This is a genomic window from Streptomyces sp. VNUA24, from assembly GCF_029167005.1.
Classification (GTDB): Bacteria; Actinomycetota; Actinomycetes; order Streptomycetales; family Streptomycetaceae; genus Streptomyces; species Streptomyces scabiei.
In genome coordinates, this window is record NZ_CP119143.1 from 978,010 (window position 1) to 995,812 (window position 17,803).

Below are 17,803 nucleotides of genomic sequence, written 5' to 3' on the forward strand. Positions count from 1 at the left end.
AGCGTCCGACTTCCCTTGCCGGCACGGGATGTCGTGTGTGGTGACCCTGCCGAGCCACTGGACGGTGGTCAACCAGCCACGTCCGGTGGGGAGTTTTAGAGCCGCGACCGCCCTGTCGGCCCCGGTGGCGGCCACGGTCGGTCTCTCACCGAGGCGCTCGACACGCTGGTGGGGGAAGTAGCAGGACGCGTCGGTCGTCTTCTCGCCCTCGGCCAGGACGAGCGGTCGACCAGCCGGCTCCGGGGCGACCGGGTGCACGAGGTACCGGTGTTCGCGGTCCATGCCGCCCCCGGTCCTGCTTCAGGGGCTTCCGACGGCGTCGACGACCTGCCCCGTCGGCGGCGGGCCCAGGTCCGGCGCGGTCAGGACCGCTTCGAGGCCGAAGGCACCCTGCGGGTCGTCGACATCAACGACAACGTCTGCGCCACCGCCCCGAACAGCCGCACCTGGAGCGTGTCCTGACGTACGGACAGCACAGCAGGCGGCTGCCGTCAGCGGCCCGCGCCCTGCTCGTCCCGGACGCACGCCCCCTGTCTCCCGCCGGGTGGGCCGGTTCGGACGGAGCGGACTTCGTCCGGCGGGATCCTGACGTACCGGATCGCCTGCCGCCAGTGGGTGAAGGCGATGTGCAGGGAGCCGTCCGGCGTCTGTTGGACCGAAGGATAGGACAGTTCGCGGTTCAGGCGGTCCCGGGAATTGTTGGTGAGACAGTGACCGTCGCCGGTGGCCACGTCGAGGACACGGGACCAGGAACGGCCGCCGTCCGGGGAGAGCGCGAGCGACAGCGGGGCACGCGGGGCACCCCAGAACGCCGTCCTGCCCTCGGGGTCCGCCGTGCCGGTGGCGGAAATCCGGGCCGGAGCGATGGCCGTAGGCGCTGGAGCTTTGGCCGTCTGCTCGGTGACGATGCCCGTGTCGTCGATCTCGTCGTACAGCGAGAGCCTGCGGGCCACGGCGTCCGCGGCACTGCTGTGGTTGTAGACGAGGGCGAGCCGGCCGTCGGCGAGTGGGACGAACTGGACGGAGGAGTTGTTGTTGGGCAGTTCCGTGGCCTCCGGCTCGGTCCAGGTCTCTCCGTGGTCGTACGAGTACGAGCGGTGGATCCGGTCCGCCCAGCGGCTCCGGAACAGCGCGAGCAGGCCGCCGTCACCGAGTGGGTGGACGTTCATGTGGACCTGGCCCGTCGATCCGGGGACCGGACGTTCGCGCCAGGTACGCCCCCCGTCGTCGCTGATCATGACGGAGCTGGTGTCCAGATCACCCACCCACTTCCCGCCGGGTTCCGCCACGCAGTGGAAGACGGGCAACAGCAGACGTCCGGAGGCGGGTACGACGATCGGCTGGCGGATGAACACCCCGCCGCGGTCGGTCGCCGGGAAGAGGGTGCGGGGCCGGTCCCAGGTGGTGCCCCCATCCGCCGAGACACGCATCCGTACCTCGGCGGTGTCCTGGTCGCCGGCCCGTTGCGCGGTGTAGAGCAGCCAGAGCTCGCCCGACGGGGCCGGGAACAGCAGCGGATTCTGCTCGGAACGCGTCGCGTCGTCAGAGAGCCGGACCGGTCGGCTCCAGGAGTCTCCGGAGGGGGCGAGCCGGGACATCCACACGGAGATGTCCGACACGCCCTCCTGCGTGCCGGCGAACCAGACACAGGCGAGGCCGCCATCGGGAAGCACGGTCAGGTTGGCGGCGTGGTTCTGCACCGCCGGCGCTGACAGGAACGCCTCCGCGCGGCCAGGACGACCGTCGCAGGGGCGCACGATGCCGTCGGTGCGTGGGGAGGCCGGTGGTGTCCGTGAGGTGGGGGTGTCCATCAGGTCGGTGCTCCTTGAGGGCTGTACCACGATGTTGCGGGGTGGCACGGGTGGCCTGGTGATACGGGGGCGCGAAGGTCATGGAGGAGGCGCGGGCCCGGGTGGTACGACCGGCGTGGGTGTCAGACCGGGCGCCCCGGGCGGGCGGCTTCGAGATGAGTGGCCGCGATCTGCTGGAGATGGACGATGTCGCAGGCGACGGTGGCGTAGGTGAAACCCTCGGCCAGCCGTCCGGCCGCGGTGGCACCGTCGGGGGTGTGGATGCCGGCGGCGATGCCCGCGGCTTCCGCGGCCTTGCGGACACGGGCCAGGGCGGCTTCGAACCCGTCCTGGACGGCCCGGTCGCTGGAGGTTGCTCCGCCGATGGCCAGCCGCAGGTCGGAGGGGCCGACGTAGACACCGTCGAGACCGGGGGTGGCGCAGATCGCCTCGACGTCGGCGAGGCCGTCGGCGGTCTCGATCATGGCGAGGACCACGGTCTGGAGGTGCGTGTCGGCGGGGTCGGGGCCGATGCGCAGTTGGGAGCGCATCGGGCCGTAGGAGCGACGTCCCAGGGGTGGGTAGCGGACGGCGGCGACCGCGTCCGCGGCGTCCAGGGCACTGTCGACGAGCGGGACGATGACCCCGGTGGCGCCCGCGTCGAGCGCCCGGCCGATCGGGGCCGGGTCGTTGGCCTCGACGCGGACGATGCCGACGGCGGTGGAGCCCTTGGTGTCCACCGCCATGAGGTTGTCCAGCATGCCCTGGTAGCCGAACAGACCGTGCTGGGCGTCGAAGGCGAGATAGTCGTAGCCGAGCCGGGCCAGACGTTCGGCGGCGACCGGCGCGTCGAGCAACGACCAGTAGCCGACGAGGGGTTGCCGGTCGCGGAGAGCCGCGGCGAACTCTGCTGGGGTCATGAGGTCCTACCTTCTTGCACGGGATGAGCGAGCCATTCGTAGGGTGGGCTCGCCCGGGGATGGCGGGTGTGGCTTTCACGGGGTTGCCGCTCATGGCCCAGATGACCTGCCGCCCGGTCTTCCACACCTCCGCGCTGACCAGCATCCGATGCTGCCACGAGCCGCGCCGGTTCTACGACAGGAAGCGCGCCGAGGGCAAACGGCATATCCCGGCGGTCCTCACGCTCGCGCGTCGCAGCGTCGACGTTCTGTGGGCACTGCTGCGTGACGGACGGCGCTACCAGGCGATACCTCCCGTCACTGACGCGGCTCGACAACTTCATTGGGAGGTCTTCTCCGTACGAGGTCACGGGCTGGTCGGTACCGGAGTGGCCGAGGCGACGGGGGAGGTTGCGGGGCCGTCACCGGCCGGCCGGCCGGTGGTGGACCGTCACCGGTTGTAGGCCGGCATCGGGCCGCGCAGCCGGCCGCCCACCTCTGCGCAGGCCTCGGTCACGTCGGCCGGGAGCGGCCCGGCCGAGGCGGCGGCGATGTTGGCGAGCAGGTGCTCGGTCCTCGAACCGCCGAGGAGAAGCGCGTCGGTGGAGGGGCGGTCGAGCAGCCAGCGCAGGGCGAGTTCAGTGAGCGGGATTCCCGCACCGTCGGCGATGCGGGCCAGGTCGGCGACCGCGCGGAACAGTTCCTCGTTCCAGTAGCGCTGCCGGTACATTGCGGCGAGCCCGGAGTCACCGAAGCGGCCGGTGGTGGGGTTCTGCTCGAAACGGTGGCGACCGGTGAGCAGGCCGCCACCGAGAGGGTTGTAGACCATGGTGCGCAGGCCTGTGGTGGCCGCGTACTCGACGTACTCCTCCTCGATCCTGCGCGCGAGCAGGTTGTGCAACTGCTGGGCGACGACCGGGCGGGGCGCGCCGGCCTCGTCGGCCGCTCGGACCAGCTCCGAGATCTGCCAGGCCGCGTGGTTGGAGACCCCCAGGGCGAGCACCTTGCCCTCGCCGACGAACTCGGCGACGGTGGCCAGGGTCTCGGCGAGCGGGGTCGCGCGATCCGGCTGGTGCAGATAGAACAGGTCGACACGGTCGGTGGCGAGCCGCTTGAGGCTTCCTTCCAGGGCGGCCCGCAATCCCGCGGCGGAAAGCGGGGCGTTCGCTCCCTGGTCGGGGTGGGGAATGCCGGCTTTGGTGGCCAGGACCACCTTGTCCCGGCGCCCGCGCAGCAACTCGGCGAGGATGGCCTCGCTCGCGCCGCCCGCGTAACCGTTGGCGGTGTCCACGCCGGTCACCCCCGCGTCCAGGGCGGCGTCGAGCAAGGCGGCAGCGCCCTCGCGGTCGACGGTGTCGCCGAAGGTCATGGTGCCCAGCACCAGCCGCGACAAAGGGACGGGGATGTTCGGCAGAAGCGTGCCGCTGGTCACGAATGCGTTCCTTCCACCGGGCGGACTGGGAGCGTGGGCGTGGCCGCGGGAGGGCGGGCGCGTCGAGGGCCCCTCTGCCCGTGGGACGGCGGGGTCAGAGGGCGCGGGTCGGAGGCCGGGGCCGTGGAGCCGGGACGGGAGCCGGACGCCCCGAAGGCTCCTCGCGTTCGACCATACGGCCTCCGAGCGCGCGGGGCCCGGCACGGACAGCTCGCTCCGGGAGAGTCGGACATCATCGGCCTCCTCGGTTGTCGGTGGTGGCCTGGGCCCGTCGCCAGCCGATGCTGAAGTGGTTGCCCGGCTGGAAAAAGGTGACACGATTGCGCGATACGCGCAAGACACCTCGCGCAAATCACGCAAGATGTGTCATCATCAGGGTCCCAGGACGCCCAAGGAGGTGCCCGTGTTTCTCTCGAACAGCAGCGGACCCGGCTTCCGCCGCGTCCTGGCCCTGGCGGACGACCTGTCCGGTGCCGCGGAGACCGCCGCCGCGCTCGGTCTCCACGGCACGCTGGTTCTGAGTGCCGCCGGCGCGGGCGCGTGCGATGACCATGCGGGAGCCGTCGCGCGCGGTCGGCCCGATGCCTGTCACGCGCATGCGCGGTCCGGCGCGGGCGACGCTCCCTGGGTCGTGGTCGCCGACCTGGACTCCCGATGGCTGCCGCCAGCCGAGGCCGCCGGGTCCGTGCACGCGGCACTCGCCGGGGCCTGTCCCGGAACCATGCTCTTCAAGAAAGCCGACTCTCTGCTGCGCGGCAACATCTCGGCCGAGGCAGTGGCCTACGCGGCGGGCGCACACGCCGTGGTGACCGCGTTGGCGCTGCCCGTAGCGGGGCGCACCGTACGCGACGGCGTGGTTCATCTGCCGGGAGGGCCCCTGCACCGTACCGATGCCTGGCGTGCCGAGGGCCGGGCGGCACCGGCCTCGGTGGCCGATGCCCTGCACGGGCTCGTGACCGAGGGGGTACCCCTGGACCGCGTCAGGCGAGGGCCGGGGCCGCTCACCGACAGGTTGCGGGATGTCGCAGCTCGCGGACTGCACCCGGTGTGCGACGCGGAGACGGACGACGACCTGGACACGATCGCCGAGGCGGTGCTACTGCTCGGCCCGGAGTACCGGCCGCTGGGGACCAGTGCACTGGCCGCCGCGCTGTGGCGACGGTCGGTGGCCCGCCCGGGCCATCAACTCGCCGGAACCGGACGAGACCACGTCCCGGCCGCCGGGGCCGGCAGGCCCCTGGAACCTGGGGGCGGGACGGAGCGCCGCCCCGTCCTCGTGGTGGTGGGCACGGCCGAACCCACAGCGACTGCGCAGATCGCGCAACTCACGGCGGTCGGCGCCAGACATGTGGCAGTGTCTCCGGATCTTCTGCGCAGGGCGGGGCAGGGCCGGACGCCCGAGGTGCCGCTGGTGCCCGGCCGTGTCACGGTCCTCGGCATCGACGGCTCCGGCGGCCTCGACCCTGGCGCATCGGTGGACGTGGCGGCGGGACTCGGCCGCGTCGTGGCCATGCTGCGGACCCCGGCCGACCTCGTCCTCACCGGGGGCGAGACAGCCCGCCGGGTCCTTGACGCCCTGGGCGTCCGTGAACTTGCTCCGCTGCGCGAGATCCACCACGGCGCGGTGCACTCGCGCACCCCGGACGGCCGGGCCGTCGTGATCCGCCCCGGAAGTTTCGGGGGCATCGATTCACTGCTCTCCATAGCCCGCGCGCTGGGCGCGGACCTCCCTCCTCACCGCTAGCGGGCCGCGCGGGCCTCGAAGACGACCGCGTCGTGGCGGCGCCGGCTCGGCCCGCGATCCAACCCCTTCCTCTCTTCCTGCTAGGAGAACCCCCTTGAACGCACGTGCCGCCGACAGTTCGCTCCCCCTCATCGCGGTCACCATGGGCGACGGGGCCGGCATCGGTCCGGAAGTCGTCGTACCCGCGGTACTGGACCCCGGCACCCTCGCCCGCTGCCGCCCCGTGGTCATCGGTGACGCGGGCAGGCTGCGCCAGGCGGCCGTGCTTCTGGGCATCGACTGCGAGGTCGTCGACGTACAGGATCCCGCCGAGGCGGTGTTCCTCCCCCACCGGATCAACGTCGTCGACCTCGGACTGCTCCCCGCCGACCTGCCCTGGGGCCGACTGTCCCCGGTGGCCGGCGACGCGGCGTACGAGTACGTGAAGCGGGCCGCCGAACTCGCGGTCGCCGGTCAGGTGCGGGCCATCTGCACAGCCCCTTTGAACAAGGAGGCGCTGCATGCCGCCGGTCACCTCTACCCCGGCCACACCGAACTGCTCGCCCATCTCACCGGCACCGACGAGGTGTCCATGATGCTCTCCACCGAGAAGGTCAAGGTCATCCACGTCACCACGCACATCGGCCTCATCGACGCCGTAGGCCGCATCGAACCCGGGCTCGTGGCACGGACCGTGCGCCGAGGCCACGAGGCCATGGTCGGGGCCGGAGTTCCCGAGCCGGTCATCGGGGTCTGCGGGATCAATCCGCACGCCGGTGAGAACGGCCTGTTCGGCTACGGCGAGGAAGAGGAGAAGATCGTCCCCGCGCTGGAGGCGGTCCGTACCGAGGGCATCGACGCACGCGGACCGCTCCCCGCGGACACCGCCTTCTTCCTCGCCTCGCGCGGCGACTACGACCTCATCGTGGCCATGTACCACGATCAGGGTCACGGGCCGGTGAAGGTGCTGGGCATCGAAGCCGGGGTCAACCTCACCGTAGGACTGCCGGTGATCCGTACGTCCGTCGACCACGGCACCGCCTTCGACATAGCCGGAAAGGGCGTCGCGGAAGCCGGTAGCATGCTGGAAGCACTGCGCCAGGCCGCCGAGATGTCCACCGGACTCGCGACCGCGCGCTGACCATCACCGTACGGCGGCCGCTCGTGCCGAAGGGAAGACCACCGCATGCCCACCGCGTCCCAGGCCCGGCGTGACCGTATCCTCAAGCTGGCCACCAGCACGGGGCTGGCCAGTGTGGAGGAACTCTCCCAGGCACTGGGGGTCACGGCCTCCACCATCCGTCGCGACCTGGCCAAGCTGACCGCCGAAGGGCATCTCGCGCGCACCTACGGCGGGGCGGTGTCGCTCGCCGCCCACCCCGAGGCGTCCCTGCGCCAGCGCATCGGTGAGGCGTACGAGGCCAAGTGGGCCATCGCCCGTTGGGCGGCCTCGCAGATCGGTGCCGGCGAGACGGTCCTGCTGGACGCCGGTTCGACCGTGGGCGCGCTCGCCCACGAACTACGGACGGCCAAGGGCCTGACGGTGGCCACGACCGGCGTGACGGCGCTTCAGGAACTGTCCGACGCGCCCGGGGTCCAGGTGGAGTGTCTCGGGGGCACCCTGCGCCCCCTCAGCCAGGGCTTCGTCGGCCCCCTGACCGAGGTGGCGCTGGAACGGATGACCTTCGACCGTGTCTTCCTCGGGACGGACGGGGTCACCGCCGAGTACGGCATCTGCGAGGCCGATCTGCGGCAGACCCGGCTGAAGGAACTGATGGCCCGCAGGGCCGAACACGTGTACGTCCTCGCCCACGCGGCGAAACTCGGGCTCCGCCCCTTTCACGCCTGGGTCACCCTGCCGTCCGGCTGGACCCTGGTGACGGACACGTCGGCCGCTCCCGGCGTCCTCACCGCCCTGCGGGATCGGGGCGTACGCGTGGTACTGGTCGAGCCCGCACCCGAGGAGTCCGCCGTGCGGGCCGACACCCAGCTCCCCAAGTGATCGAACGGGCGTTCCGCCACCGAATCCCGCACCCTCTCCCCTGACAGGACCACCCGATCCGGCACCCCACCGCCGGCATCGCAACGCGCCACGACAGCCCGACACCACGGCACCTGGCCCGACACGGTGCGAGTAGCACCACGTCGCAAGCACTCGCCCCGCAGACCATCCGGCGCGCGGCCGGGCCGCGATCGAGGCTTTCTCGCCCCTCACCCATGCCGGTCGCCGCAGGCTGTCGGCCCCTCGGACCCGCCGTCGAGTGGCCTGAATCCAGTACTCGGACGACGAGAGCACACCCCACCGGACGCTACTGACCCGGCGCCTCCGGCATCCCCCGGCACATCCCCACCTGTTGCGTGAATAGCGCACGTCAACTCAGCATTGCTGCGCGAATAACGCAAAATCAAACCAGAGTCTTGCGCATTTCATGCAGAGATGTGCATGCTGGCCATCCCAGTTCACCTCACGGGCGAGGTGCTGGACGTTCGGGAAATGAGGACCAATGGCTGCTCCTACGAACAGATCGCGCCGTGCCTTCACTGCGGCAGCGATAGCGGTCGGGATCGCCTTCGCTTCGACCGGGTGCGCCGGCGGTGACGTGAGCGCCGCCGCCGGCGACACCCTGACGATCGCCATCAACGGCGACCCCCAGAGCCTCGATCCGGCCAAGAACGGCTCCGGGCCCCAGCAGCTGGTGCAGTGGCTCTCCTACGAGCCGCTGATCCGCACCAACGCCGACGGGTCCTTCAGCCCCGCCCTCGCCGAGTCCTGGAAGTACACCGGAGCCGACAACACGGCGTTCGAGATGACGCTGCGCGAGGGCGCGACCTTCGCGGACGGAACGCCCGTGACAGCCGACGCGGTCGTCAGGACGCTGAAGTACTTCATCGCCACGCCGAGCCCTTCCCACTCCACGATCGAGACGGTGTCCGACGTGACCGCGCCGGACGAGCGGACCGTACGGATCACGTTCTCCCAGCCCACCCCGAACGCCCCGCGCGTCTTCAGCCAACTGACCAACTACGGCGACATCATCAGCCCCGCCGGCCTCAAGAAGAAGTCGGCCCTGGGCACGGCCACCTTCGGCGCCGGCGCCTACACCCTGGACAAGGGACAGTCGGTGTCCGGCGACCGCTACACGTTCGTGAAGAACGACAAGTACTGGAACCCGAAGGCACAGCACTACAAGAAGATCGTCGTACGGATCATCGGCGACAGCAAGACGGCGCTCAGCGCCCTCCGCACGGGTCAGATCGACGTCAGCACCGTGACCGAACAGTCGCAGGTGGACCAGGCCGAGTCGGCCGGCCTGGACGTGGTCGCCGGTGGCAAGGTGTCCATCATGGTGTGGCTCATGGACGGCAAGGGCAAGGTCGCCCCGGCCATGGCCGACCCCCGGGTGCGCAAGGCCCTCAACCTGGCGATCGACCGCAAGGCCGTCGCGACCACGCTCGGCAAGGCGTACCAGCCGCTCTCCCAGTTCGCCTCACCCGGTGCCGAGGGCTACTCCGACGCGGTCCAGGCGTACGAGTACGACCCCGCCCAGGCGAAGAAGCTGCTCGACGAAGCCGGTGTCGGCAAGGGCTTCACCCTCGCTCTGGGGACCAACACCGACAACCGGGACGCCGAGGTCTCCCAGATCCTGGTGGAGCAGTGGGCCAAGATCGGTGTCAAGGTGTCGCTGCGGACCTTCGACAACCAGCCGAGTGAGATGTTCGGTTCCCTGGCCGCGGGGAAGTTCTCCGCCATCACCTTCGCTGTCAGCATGCCGCTCAGCGAGATGTCCGCGCAGCTCACGCGCAAGGCGGTGTTCAATCCGTTCGGTGTGACGGAACCCGCCGTGAACGACGCTTTCGCCCAGTACGCGAAGGCCGGATCCGGCAAGACCGCCGACGCCGCGCAGAACGTCGGCCAAGTGGTCCACGAGGCCGCGCTGTTCGTACCCGTCGCCTCCGTCGAGCGGTACCTGTTCGCCAAGAACGTCGACGACCTCGGCCGGTTCGGCAGCTACGGCGAGTACGACGTCCTGAACTGGAAGCCCGGTTCCTGACGAAGCCCAGCTCCTGACAGCCCGTGGAGTCAACACATGCGTCTCGCGTCCGTGATGGCACGGCGGCTCGCCTGGTCGGTGCCGCTGCTGCTCCTGGTCTCCTTGATCAGTTTCGTACTCGCCTCACTGGGTCCCGGTGACGTCGCCGGGGTCATCCTGGGCACCGGCGCCACCGACGCCCAGCGAGCGGAGGTCACCCGTCAGCTCGGCCTCGACGCCCCACTGCCCGAGCAGTACTGGAACTGGCTGAGTCACGCCCTGCGCGGTGATCTCGGCAGTTCGCTCTACAGTCACGAGAGCGTCACCTCGATGCTGTCCTCGCGACTGCCCGTGACGCTGTCCCTGACCCTGCTGACCCTCGTACTGTCCGTGGTCCTGGGGATCCTCCTGGGCACGGTGTCGGCCATCCGGGGTGGCGCGGCGGCCCGGCTGGTCGACGCGTCCTCCCTCATGGCCATGGCGGTGCCGAGTTTCTGGTTCGCCGCCCTTCTCGTGGTGGCCTTCGCCGTCTGGCTGCCGCTGTTCCCCGCGTCCGGGTACGTGCCGTTCACGATGTCCCCGTCCATGTGGCTGAGCTCGCTGGCACTGCCGGTCGTCTGTCTGGCGACGAGCAGTGTGGCGGGCCTGGCCCTGCAGACACGCGGCCAGATGGTGGTGACGTTCCAGAGCGACTTCGTCCGCGCGCTGCGGGCGAACGGTCTTCCGACGCGGTCGGTGCTGTTCCGCCATGTCCTGAAGAACGCCTCCGGACCCGTGGTGACCCTGTCGGGGCTCCTCGTCGTCTCGCTCCTGGGCGGAACCGTCCTGATGGAGGCGATCTTCGGCATGGCCGGCCTCGGCACACTCGCCGTCGAGGCGACCACCAGGCACGACCTGCCGGTGATCCAGGGCGTGGTCGTCTACTTCACCGTGATCGTCATCCTCGTCAACCTCCTGACCGACCTGGCACAGGCCGCGCTCAACCCGAGAGTGGATTCCGCATGACCCTCGACACCGAACCGACCGGCCCGGTCCGGGGTGCCGGGCAGCCGGCGCGGCCGCACTTCCTGCGTGCCGTCCTGCGACGCCCCAGCGCCGTGGGCTCCCTGGCCGTCCTGACGCTGATCGTCCTCGGCTGCGCCATGGCCTCGCTCGTCGCGCCCTACTCCCCGCTGGCGCAGGACTACCGCGCGGTGAACACGCCGCCCTCCGGGGCCCACCCCCTGGGCACCGACTCGCTCGGCCGGGACGTGCTCAGCCGTCTGCTGTACGGCGGCCAGGTGACCCTCACCGGCGCGCTCGTGGCGGTGGTCGTCTTCACCGTGATCGGTGTGACGGTGGGTCTGGTCTCCGGCTCCACCGGTGGGCGCCTGGACACCGTGGTGATGCGTGTGACCGAGCTGATCCAGGCCAGCCCGGGTCTGATCATCCTGCTGGTGGTGCTGGCGATCTTCGGTTCCAACGAGACGGCCGCGATGCTCACTCTCGGTGTCCTCGCCTCTCCCGTCCTCGTCCGGGTGGTCCGCGCGGCGTCCGCCGAGGCCCGTACGGAACTCTTCGTGACCGCGGCACGTGTGGCCGGGCTGACTCCGGGACAGGTGCGGCGCCGCCACATCCTTCCCGCCGTGGCCGGCCCGGCCCTCACCCAGGTGATGCTGTTCGCCGCGACGGCCATCCTGACCGAAGCCGGCCTGGGCTTCCTCGGCCTCGGGGTGCAGCCTCCCCAGCCGAACTGGGGCAACATGATCACCGATGCGCAGAACGTGATGACCGAGAACCCGTGGATGCTCGTTCCCACCGGCGGGACCCTGGTCGTGGTCTGCCTCGCGCTGGGGCTGCTCGGCAACGCCGTCCGCGACGCCTACTCCGGCCGCTCGACACGTGACGTCGGCGTGGAACTGACCTGGCGTTCGATGCGGGTTCCAGCCCGGTCACTGCCCGCCTCCTCGCAGCCGTCGGCCCCTGAGGCGCTGCTCTGCGTCCGCGATCTCTCCGTGACCGTGGACGACGGGAGGACGACTCTCGTGGACGGCGTCTGCTTCGACGTCGCGCCGGGCGAGGCCCTGGGCATCGTGGGCGAGTCGGGCTGTGGGAAGACCACCGCCGTCACGGCACTGCTACGGGTGACCCCACCCGGCTCGCGGATCAGCGCGGGTGCCTGTCTCCTCGAAGGCCAGGACCTGATGGGGCTCGACGACCGGGAGATCAACCGGGTCCGCGGCCGCAGGATCGGCTACATCTCGCAGGAACCCGTCTCCAGCCTCGATCCGTCGTTCACCGCGGGCCGGCAACTCGCCGAGGCCGTACGACATCACCGCGGGGTGGGCCGGCGGGACGCTCGGCGCATCACGCTGGAGTTGCTGAAGCAGGTGCGTCTGCCGGACCCGGAGCGGGTGGCCAGGTCATATCCGCACGAGCTCTCGGGCGGCATGGCCCAGCGGGTGGCGATCGCCCGCGCCCTGGCGGGCCGGCCCCGACTGCTGATCGCCGACGAACCCACAACGGCCCTCGACGTCACCGTGCAGGCCGAGATCCTGGATCTCCTGCGGGACATCCGCGAGGAGACGGGCATGGCGATGATCCTCGTCACCCACGACTGGGGCGTCCTCTCCGACGCCTGCGACCGGGCCGTGGTGATGTACGCGGGTCAGGTGGTGGAGGAGGCCCGGGTCGCGGACCTCGTGGCCTCGCCCCGGCATCCGTACTCCCGCGCCCTGCTGGAGTCGAACCCTTCCGAGTCCACCGTCGGCGAGCGGCTGCCCACCATCCCGGGCATCGTTCCGGACCCGGACGACTGGCCGGTGTCCTGCCGGTTCGCCGACCGCTGTGCCTTCGCCGAGGCGGACTGCCGGGAGTCCGCCGTCGCGACCGCGGACAGTGCGGACCGCCGGGTGCGGTGTCTGCACCCTGTCCCCGTCGATCTGATGAGGAGCCGGGCATGACCGAACCATTGCTGGAGGTCGGATCGCTGACGGTGAGTTACCGGAGCCGTCGGCGCCGTCCCACCGCACCCGCCCTGCGGGACGTCTCCCTGAGCCTGGACCCCGGCGAGACCCTGGGCATCGTCGGGGAGTCGGGCTCCGGGAAGTCGACCCTGGGCAAGGCGGTCCTCGGGCTGGCACCCGTGGTCAGCGGGAACATCCGCTGGCGGGGGCGGGACATCACCTCCGCGACCGCGCGTGAGCGGCGCGCGCTGAGCCGGGAGATCCAGGTCGTCTTCCAGGATCCCTACAGCTCGCTGAACCCGCACAGGACCGTGGGGCAGAGCATCCTGGAGACGCTGGCGGCCTCCGGTGAGGAACACAGCACCGACGCGCGGTCACGCGCGGCGCGCCTGCTCACCCGGGTCGGGCTCGACCCCACCGCGTTCGACCGGTACCCGCGGCAGTTCTCCGGTGGCCAGCGCCAGCGCATCGCCATCGCCCGGGCGGTTCTGCCCGGCCCTTCACTGATCATCTGCGACGAGGTGGTGTCTGCGCTCGACCTCTCGGTGCAGGCGCAGGTGATCAACCTGCTCACCGACCTGCAGACCGATCACGAACTGTCCTATCTGTTCATCACCCACGACCTCTCCGTGGTCCGTCACCTCTGCCGGCGCGTCGTCGTCCTCGAACACGGTCGTCTGGTCGAGCAGGGACCGACACAGCGGGTGCTGGACCACCCCGAGGACCCCTACACCGAGCGCCTCTGCCTCGCCGCTCCCGTCCTCGACCCCGATCAGCAGCGGACGCGCCGGGAAGCCCGCCGCGCCGCACCAGCTCGTTAGGCGGAATCCCCGTGCCCTTTGTGCAGATCGACGGAACCGACATCCACTACACCGACCAGGGCGAGGGCCGTCCCGTCGTGCTGCTGCACGGCCGGTCGGCGTCCGCGGCCTGCTGGGACTGGCACATCACCCGGCTGCGGAAGCACTGCCGGGTCATCGCCTACGACAGCGTCAACCACGGCTTCTCCGACAACTCGCCCCGGGACGTACCCGAACCCGACCGGCGCGAGGAACTCGACGGCTTCCTCGGCGCCCTGGGCCTGGAGCGCCCGGTGCTGGTCGGACAGTCCCAGGGCGCGATGACCGTCCTGCGCTGGGCGGTCCGCAACCCCGGCCGGGCCGCCTCGCTCGTCGTGACCGGGATGGGCTGGCCCCTCACCGGCGACCACCCGATGAACCCTTTGGTGGACGGGCTGTGGATCGACTCCCGCGGCTTCGAGGCGGGCTGGGCGGCCGAGCACCCGGAGGTGCCCGCGCAGTACTCCCGCGTCCGGTCCACCGCGACCAGCATCGAGGCCACCCGGCACCCCCGGCCCCTCTCCCCCGGCGCCAGGGAGTTCTTCGACGAGGACTTCGGCGACCGGCTGCGGACCATCACGGACCCCGTCCACATCGCCGTCGGCGACCTGGACTTCGCGGCGGCTCCCGCCAGGAACCTGGCGACGCTCCTGCCCCATGCCGAACTCACCGTCCTGGAGGGCGCCGCCCACAGCGCCTACCTCCAGTCCCTCGACACCTTCCTCGACGTGGTGTTCCGCGCACTCGACGACTGAGAACCCGCCCCGCCTCCCCATTCCGGCCCTTCGCCCGCCGGCCCGCTGCGAGGGGTCGACGGGGGTTCGCGGCCGGCTGGCCGCAGGATCGCTCGTCGACCGCGTCCACCGCTTCGACGCCGGCCGATCCCGCGCTCTCCCCGGAGTACGGGACGGTCCGGGGCCGGTTCGGCCTCGGACCGCTCGCGAGACGACCTCACAGCGGGGCCCGGTCACGCCCTCCCGCGCCCCGCTACGGAATCCGCCCGGAGCCGGCTCCGCCGTCGGCCAGGTGACGCCCGGCAAGGTGTCCGAAGACCATCGCCGAGCCGATCGGCGCCCCGGGCCCGGGGTAGTACGGGCCCGCCACCGACGCCATGGTGTTGCCGGTGGCGTAGAGGCCCGGTATCACCGCCCCGTCCGCGCGCACGACCCGGGCCATGGTGTCCGTGCGCAGTCCTCCCTTGGTTCCGAGGTCGCCCAGCACGAGCCGCACCGCGTGGAAGGGGCCCTGGTCGACCGGCACGAGGCACGGGTTGGGCCCGGTACCGTCGGCGAAGAACCTGTCGTACGGGTCCTCGCCCCGGTGGTGGTCGGCGTCGGACCCTTCGGCCGCGTAGGTGTTGAAGGCACGGACTGTCTCGGCGAGCCCTGTGGCGTCGATGCCGGTGGACACGGCCAGTTCGTCCAGGGTGTCGGCCGTGTGCCAGAGCCCGGCCTCCGCGAAGGACTTGCGGTCGGCCGGGACGACGACGATGCCGGGCGGCTCCTCTCCCCAGCGGCCGTCGAAGACCCACCACACCGGCCGGTCGGGCGCGTTGCCGACATCGGCGGCGAGCATCGCGCGGCCCATGCGGTCGTAGGGCAGGCACTCGTTGGCGAAGCGGCGGCCGTCGCGGCCCACGAAGACTCCGCCCCGGAAGCCCAGGGCGAAGTTGGCCGAGCCGTCCGGAAAGAGCACCGACGGGCACCACCAGGACTCGGCGAGCAGCGCGGTGTCGGCCCCGATCGCCTGGGCGGCGAGGATGGCGTCCCCCGTGTTGCCGCCGGGGGCGCCCATGGTCCAGTCGGCGCCGGGCAGTCGCTGCCACTCGCGCCGCAGCCGGTGGCTGGCCTCGAAGCCGCCGGCCGCGAGGAGGACACCCTTGCGGGCACGGACGCGCAGCGTCCCCTCTCCGCCGGAGGTGCTCAGCTCCGCGCCGGTGACGGCCCCGTCGGTGTCCGTGACCAGGGCGGTGAGGGCGGTGCGCAGGCGGGTCCTGCCCTGCCCGGTCGCCCGCAGGGCCACCAGCAGCCGGGCGATCAGCGCGCGTCCGTCGGTGAACGGTCCCTCCGGGCCCCGGACACCGAGGCGCTCCTCCCAGGCCGCGGGCCGGACCGCCGCCAGCAGGTCGTCGCCGGCCTCCGGCGCCGGGTACTCCACGGGGAACACACCGCGCCCGAGCGGGAACCGGCCGGGGGCGTCGAAGTAGTCGGGGAACGGCCGGTGTTCGAAGAGGACGTCGTGGTCCCGCTCCAGGAAGTCGACCGTCGGGCCCGCGTTGTCGATGTACGCGTCCTGCAGGTCGGCCGAAGTGCTGTCACCGACGATCGCCCGGAAGTAGGCCCTGCCCAGTTCGGCCGAGTCCTCGACCCCGGCCCTCGCCTGGGCCGCGTTGCCGGGCAGCCACAGGCAGGCGCCGGCATACGCGGTGGTTCCGCCGTAGGAGCCGGTCTTCTCGACGACCAGCGTGTCGAGCCCGGCGGCGGCGGTCGTGCAGGCACCGGTCAGCCCGCCTCCGCCGGAGCCGATCACGAGGACGTCGCACTCCTCGTCCCAGTCGGTGGTCGTCGCCTCTTCGGTCATGTCCGTGACTCCTCGGTCGTGCGTGTGGCTGGGGAGAGGGGATGGGCGGGGCCGGTGTCACCAGCGGGGCGCGGTGACGGTGCGCAGGTCGTACCAGAGCGGGAAAACCTCCCGGCGGGCGATCCGCCAGCCTTCGGCCGTCCGTACGCAGGAGTCGCGGTACCGCACCGGGCAGTACAGATCGGTGGCGTTCCCGTCGGGCCCCGTGCTGTGATGATGCGCCTCCGCCGCGACCACCGCGGTGGCCGATCCGCCGCCGTCGGTCACCTCCGCCACATGTCCGCCGACGAGGTGGTGGACCCGGTCGAACCCGCCGAGGTCGTCGAACTCCTTGAGGAGTTCCGCCGGCCCCCGCCGCTCCTGCACCACGGATCCGTCCGGGCCGTGGATCACCACGACGCCGTCCCGGGTGAACACGGAGAGGTAGTCCTCGCGGTCGCCGCGATCCAGCGCCGCCGCGTAGCGCTCGGCCAGGGCGCGCAGTTCCGCGCCGTCCGCGTGCGCATGGTCAGTGGGCCCGTGCTCGGGCGGCGGGACGGGAGCGGGCGTCATGGTGATTCCTCCGGGCGGTGGCAGGTACGGACGAACAGACCGCTGGAGCGAGTGTCGGACCGGGACAGCCCGCCTGCCACGACAGGTCCCGGCGACCGGGAGCGGCCCTCGCCACGACCACCTGAGCCAAGCAAATGCTTGGTCGTCTCTGTTCACCTACCTAGCGCTTGATTGGTCTTCGTGGCTAGGGTGTCGCCATGCCGATCCAGTTGGACATGTCAGGGAAGGTCGTCCTGGTCACAGGAGGGGCCAGGGGCGTGGGTGAGGGCATCGTGGAGGTGTTCCTGAGGGCGGGCGCGCAGGTCGAGACCTGCGGGCGCGGCACGCCGGGTGCCGCGCGAACGGTCGAGGACCGGACGGCGCACTTCAGCAAGGTCGACGTGCGCGACCCGGACCAGGTCGACCGCTGGGTCGAGGACATCACGGCCCGCCGGGGCCGGATCGACGTCGCGGTCAACAACGCGGGCGGCGCGCCGTTCGCCGACTTCGCGACGGCCTCGCCCCGCTTCCACCGCAAGGTCACCGACCTCAACTTCCTCGCCCCGGTCTTCGTCAGCCGCGCGGTCTTCCCGGTCATGGACGCCCAGGACGACGGCGGCGTGGTGCTCAACATCAGCTCCATCAGCGCCCGGCGGCCCAGCCCCGGGTCCGCCGTCTACGGCGCGGCGAAGGCGGCTCTGGAGAGCCTGACCCGCACCCTGGCCGTGGAGTGGGCGCCCCGGGTGCGGGTCAACGCGGTCAGCTGCGGACTGGTGGCGACACCGGGGTCGACGGACCACTACGGCGACGCGGAGCAGACCGCCCGCGTCGCGGCGACCATCCCGCGCGGGGTCTTCGCCCGGCCCGACGACATCGGCGGGGCGTGTCTGCTGCTCGCCTCCCCGCTCGCCGCGCACATCACCGGCGCCGTGCTGAACGTGGACGGCGGGGGCGAGTGGCCGGCCTTCCTCCAGCACTCGCCCAACACCGGTGTGATGGCCGCGAGGTCACGCGAACGATGAATCCCGACCAC

Annotated in this window: 15 protein-coding genes and 1 pseudogene; 11 read left to right on the forward strand and 5 right to left on the reverse strand. The window is 71.4% G+C overall.

Annotated features, from left to right (window positions below):
- Positions 1–168: 168 nt before the first annotated feature.
- The gene (locus PYR72_RS03785) at positions 169–462 is read left to right on the forward strand and encodes a hypothetical protein (RefSeq protein WP_275453863.1); all 294 of its coding nucleotides are present in this window, start codon (positions 169–171) and stop codon (positions 460–462) included.
- A gap of 29 nt (positions 463–491) precedes the next feature.
- Here the strand turns inward: PYR72_RS03785 and PYR72_RS03790 are convergent, their stop codons facing one another.
- The gene (locus PYR72_RS03790; RefSeq protein WP_275453864.1) at positions 492–1,811 is read right to left on the reverse strand and encodes an exo-alpha-sialidase; all 1,320 of its coding nucleotides are present in this window, start codon (positions 1,809–1,811) and stop codon (positions 492–494) included.
- A gap of 122 nt (positions 1,812–1,933) precedes the next feature.
- Positions 1,934–2,710, reverse strand: coding sequence for an aldolase/citrate lyase family protein (locus PYR72_RS03795; protein ID WP_275453865.1), 777 nt, complete (start codon positions 2,708–2,710; stop codon positions 1,934–1,936).
- A gap of 122 nt (positions 2,711–2,832) precedes the next feature.
- On the opposite strand from PYR72_RS03795, the pseudogene PYR72_RS03800 reads away from it, so the two are divergent.
- Positions 2,833–2,979: pseudogene (locus PYR72_RS03800) on the forward strand (IS110 family transposase); the annotation flags it as partial.
- A 161-nt stretch (positions 2,980–3,140) separates the two neighbouring features.
- Here PYR72_RS03800 and PYR72_RS03805 read toward each other — a convergent pair.
- Positions 3,141–4,121 carry an aldo/keto reductase gene (locus PYR72_RS03805; protein ID WP_275453866.1) on the reverse strand — a complete coding sequence of 327 codons (981 nt, stop codon included), beginning with the start codon at positions 4,119–4,121 and terminating at the stop codon, positions 3,141–3,143.
- Between the two features lie 403 nt (positions 4,122–4,524).
- Here PYR72_RS03805 and PYR72_RS03810 point away from each other — a divergent pair, with 403 nt between their 5' ends.
- From PYR72_RS03810 to PYR72_RS03845, 8 genes are all read left to right on the forward strand, one after another.
- The gene (locus PYR72_RS03810; RefSeq protein WP_275453867.1) at positions 4,525–5,865 is read left to right on the forward strand and encodes a four-carbon acid sugar kinase family protein; all 1,341 of its coding nucleotides are present in this window, start codon (positions 4,525–4,527) and stop codon (positions 5,863–5,865) included.
- Positions 5,866–5,959: 94 nt separating this feature from the next.
- Entirely contained in the window at positions 5,960–6,985 is a 1,026-nt protein-coding gene (gene pdxA, locus PYR72_RS03815) for a 4-hydroxythreonine-4-phosphate dehydrogenase PdxA (protein ID WP_275453869.1), read from the forward strand.
- A 45-nt stretch (positions 6,986–7,030) separates the two neighbouring features.
- Positions 7,031–7,846, forward strand: coding sequence for a DeoR/GlpR family DNA-binding transcription regulator (locus tag PYR72_RS03820; RefSeq protein ID WP_275453870.1), 816 nt, complete (start codon positions 7,031–7,033; stop codon positions 7,844–7,846).
- Between the two features lie 598 nt (positions 7,847–8,444).
- Positions 8,445–9,896, forward strand: coding sequence for an ABC transporter substrate-binding protein (locus tag PYR72_RS03825; RefSeq protein ID WP_275453871.1), 1,452 nt, complete (start codon positions 8,445–8,447; stop codon positions 9,894–9,896).
- Positions 9,897–9,932: 36 nt separating this feature from the next.
- Complete coding sequence (locus tag PYR72_RS03830) at positions 9,933–10,880, forward strand: ABC transporter permease (RefSeq protein WP_275453872.1); 948 nt, start codon at positions 9,933–9,935, stop codon at positions 10,878–10,880.
- The gene (locus PYR72_RS03835) at positions 10,877–12,817 is read left to right on the forward strand and encodes a dipeptide/oligopeptide/nickel ABC transporter permease/ATP-binding protein (protein ID WP_275453873.1); all 1,941 of its coding nucleotides are present in this window, start codon (positions 10,877–10,879) and stop codon (positions 12,815–12,817) included. Before PYR72_RS03830 ends, PYR72_RS03835 begins: the two co-directional genes overlap by 4 nt.
- Positions 12,814–13,641, forward strand: a complete 828-nt coding sequence (locus PYR72_RS03840) for an ABC transporter ATP-binding protein (RefSeq protein WP_275453874.1) — start codon at positions 12,814–12,816, stop codon at positions 13,639–13,641. The genes PYR72_RS03835 and PYR72_RS03840 overlap by 4 nt, the downstream gene beginning before the upstream one ends.
- A gap of 11 nt (positions 13,642–13,652) precedes the next feature.
- Positions 13,653–14,414: an alpha/beta hydrolase gene (locus tag PYR72_RS03845; protein WP_275453875.1), complete on the forward strand. Its 762-nt coding sequence runs from the start codon at positions 13,653–13,655 to the stop codon at positions 14,412–14,414.
- Positions 14,415–14,646: 232 nt separating this feature from the next.
- Here PYR72_RS03845 and PYR72_RS03850 read toward each other — a convergent pair whose 3' ends face one another.
- Together PYR72_RS03850 and PYR72_RS03855 are read right to left on the reverse strand one after the other, a co-directional pair.
- Complete coding sequence (locus PYR72_RS03850) at positions 14,647–16,239, reverse strand: FAD-binding protein (RefSeq protein ID WP_275453876.1); 1,593 nt, start codon at positions 16,237–16,239, stop codon at positions 14,647–14,649.
- Between the two features lie 57 nt (positions 16,240–16,296).
- Positions 16,297–16,791 (reverse strand): nuclear transport factor 2 family protein, encoded by a 495-nt coding sequence (locus PYR72_RS03855; protein ID WP_275453877.1) that lies wholly within the window; start codon positions 16,789–16,791, stop codon positions 16,297–16,299.
- 197 nt (positions 16,792–16,988) lie between these two features.
- Here PYR72_RS03855 and PYR72_RS03860 point away from each other — a divergent pair, with 197 nt between their 5' ends.
- Complete coding sequence (locus PYR72_RS03860) at positions 16,989–17,792, forward strand: SDR family oxidoreductase (protein ID WP_275453878.1); 804 nt, start codon at positions 16,989–16,991, stop codon at positions 17,790–17,792.
- Positions 17,793–17,803: the final 11 nt, after the last annotated feature.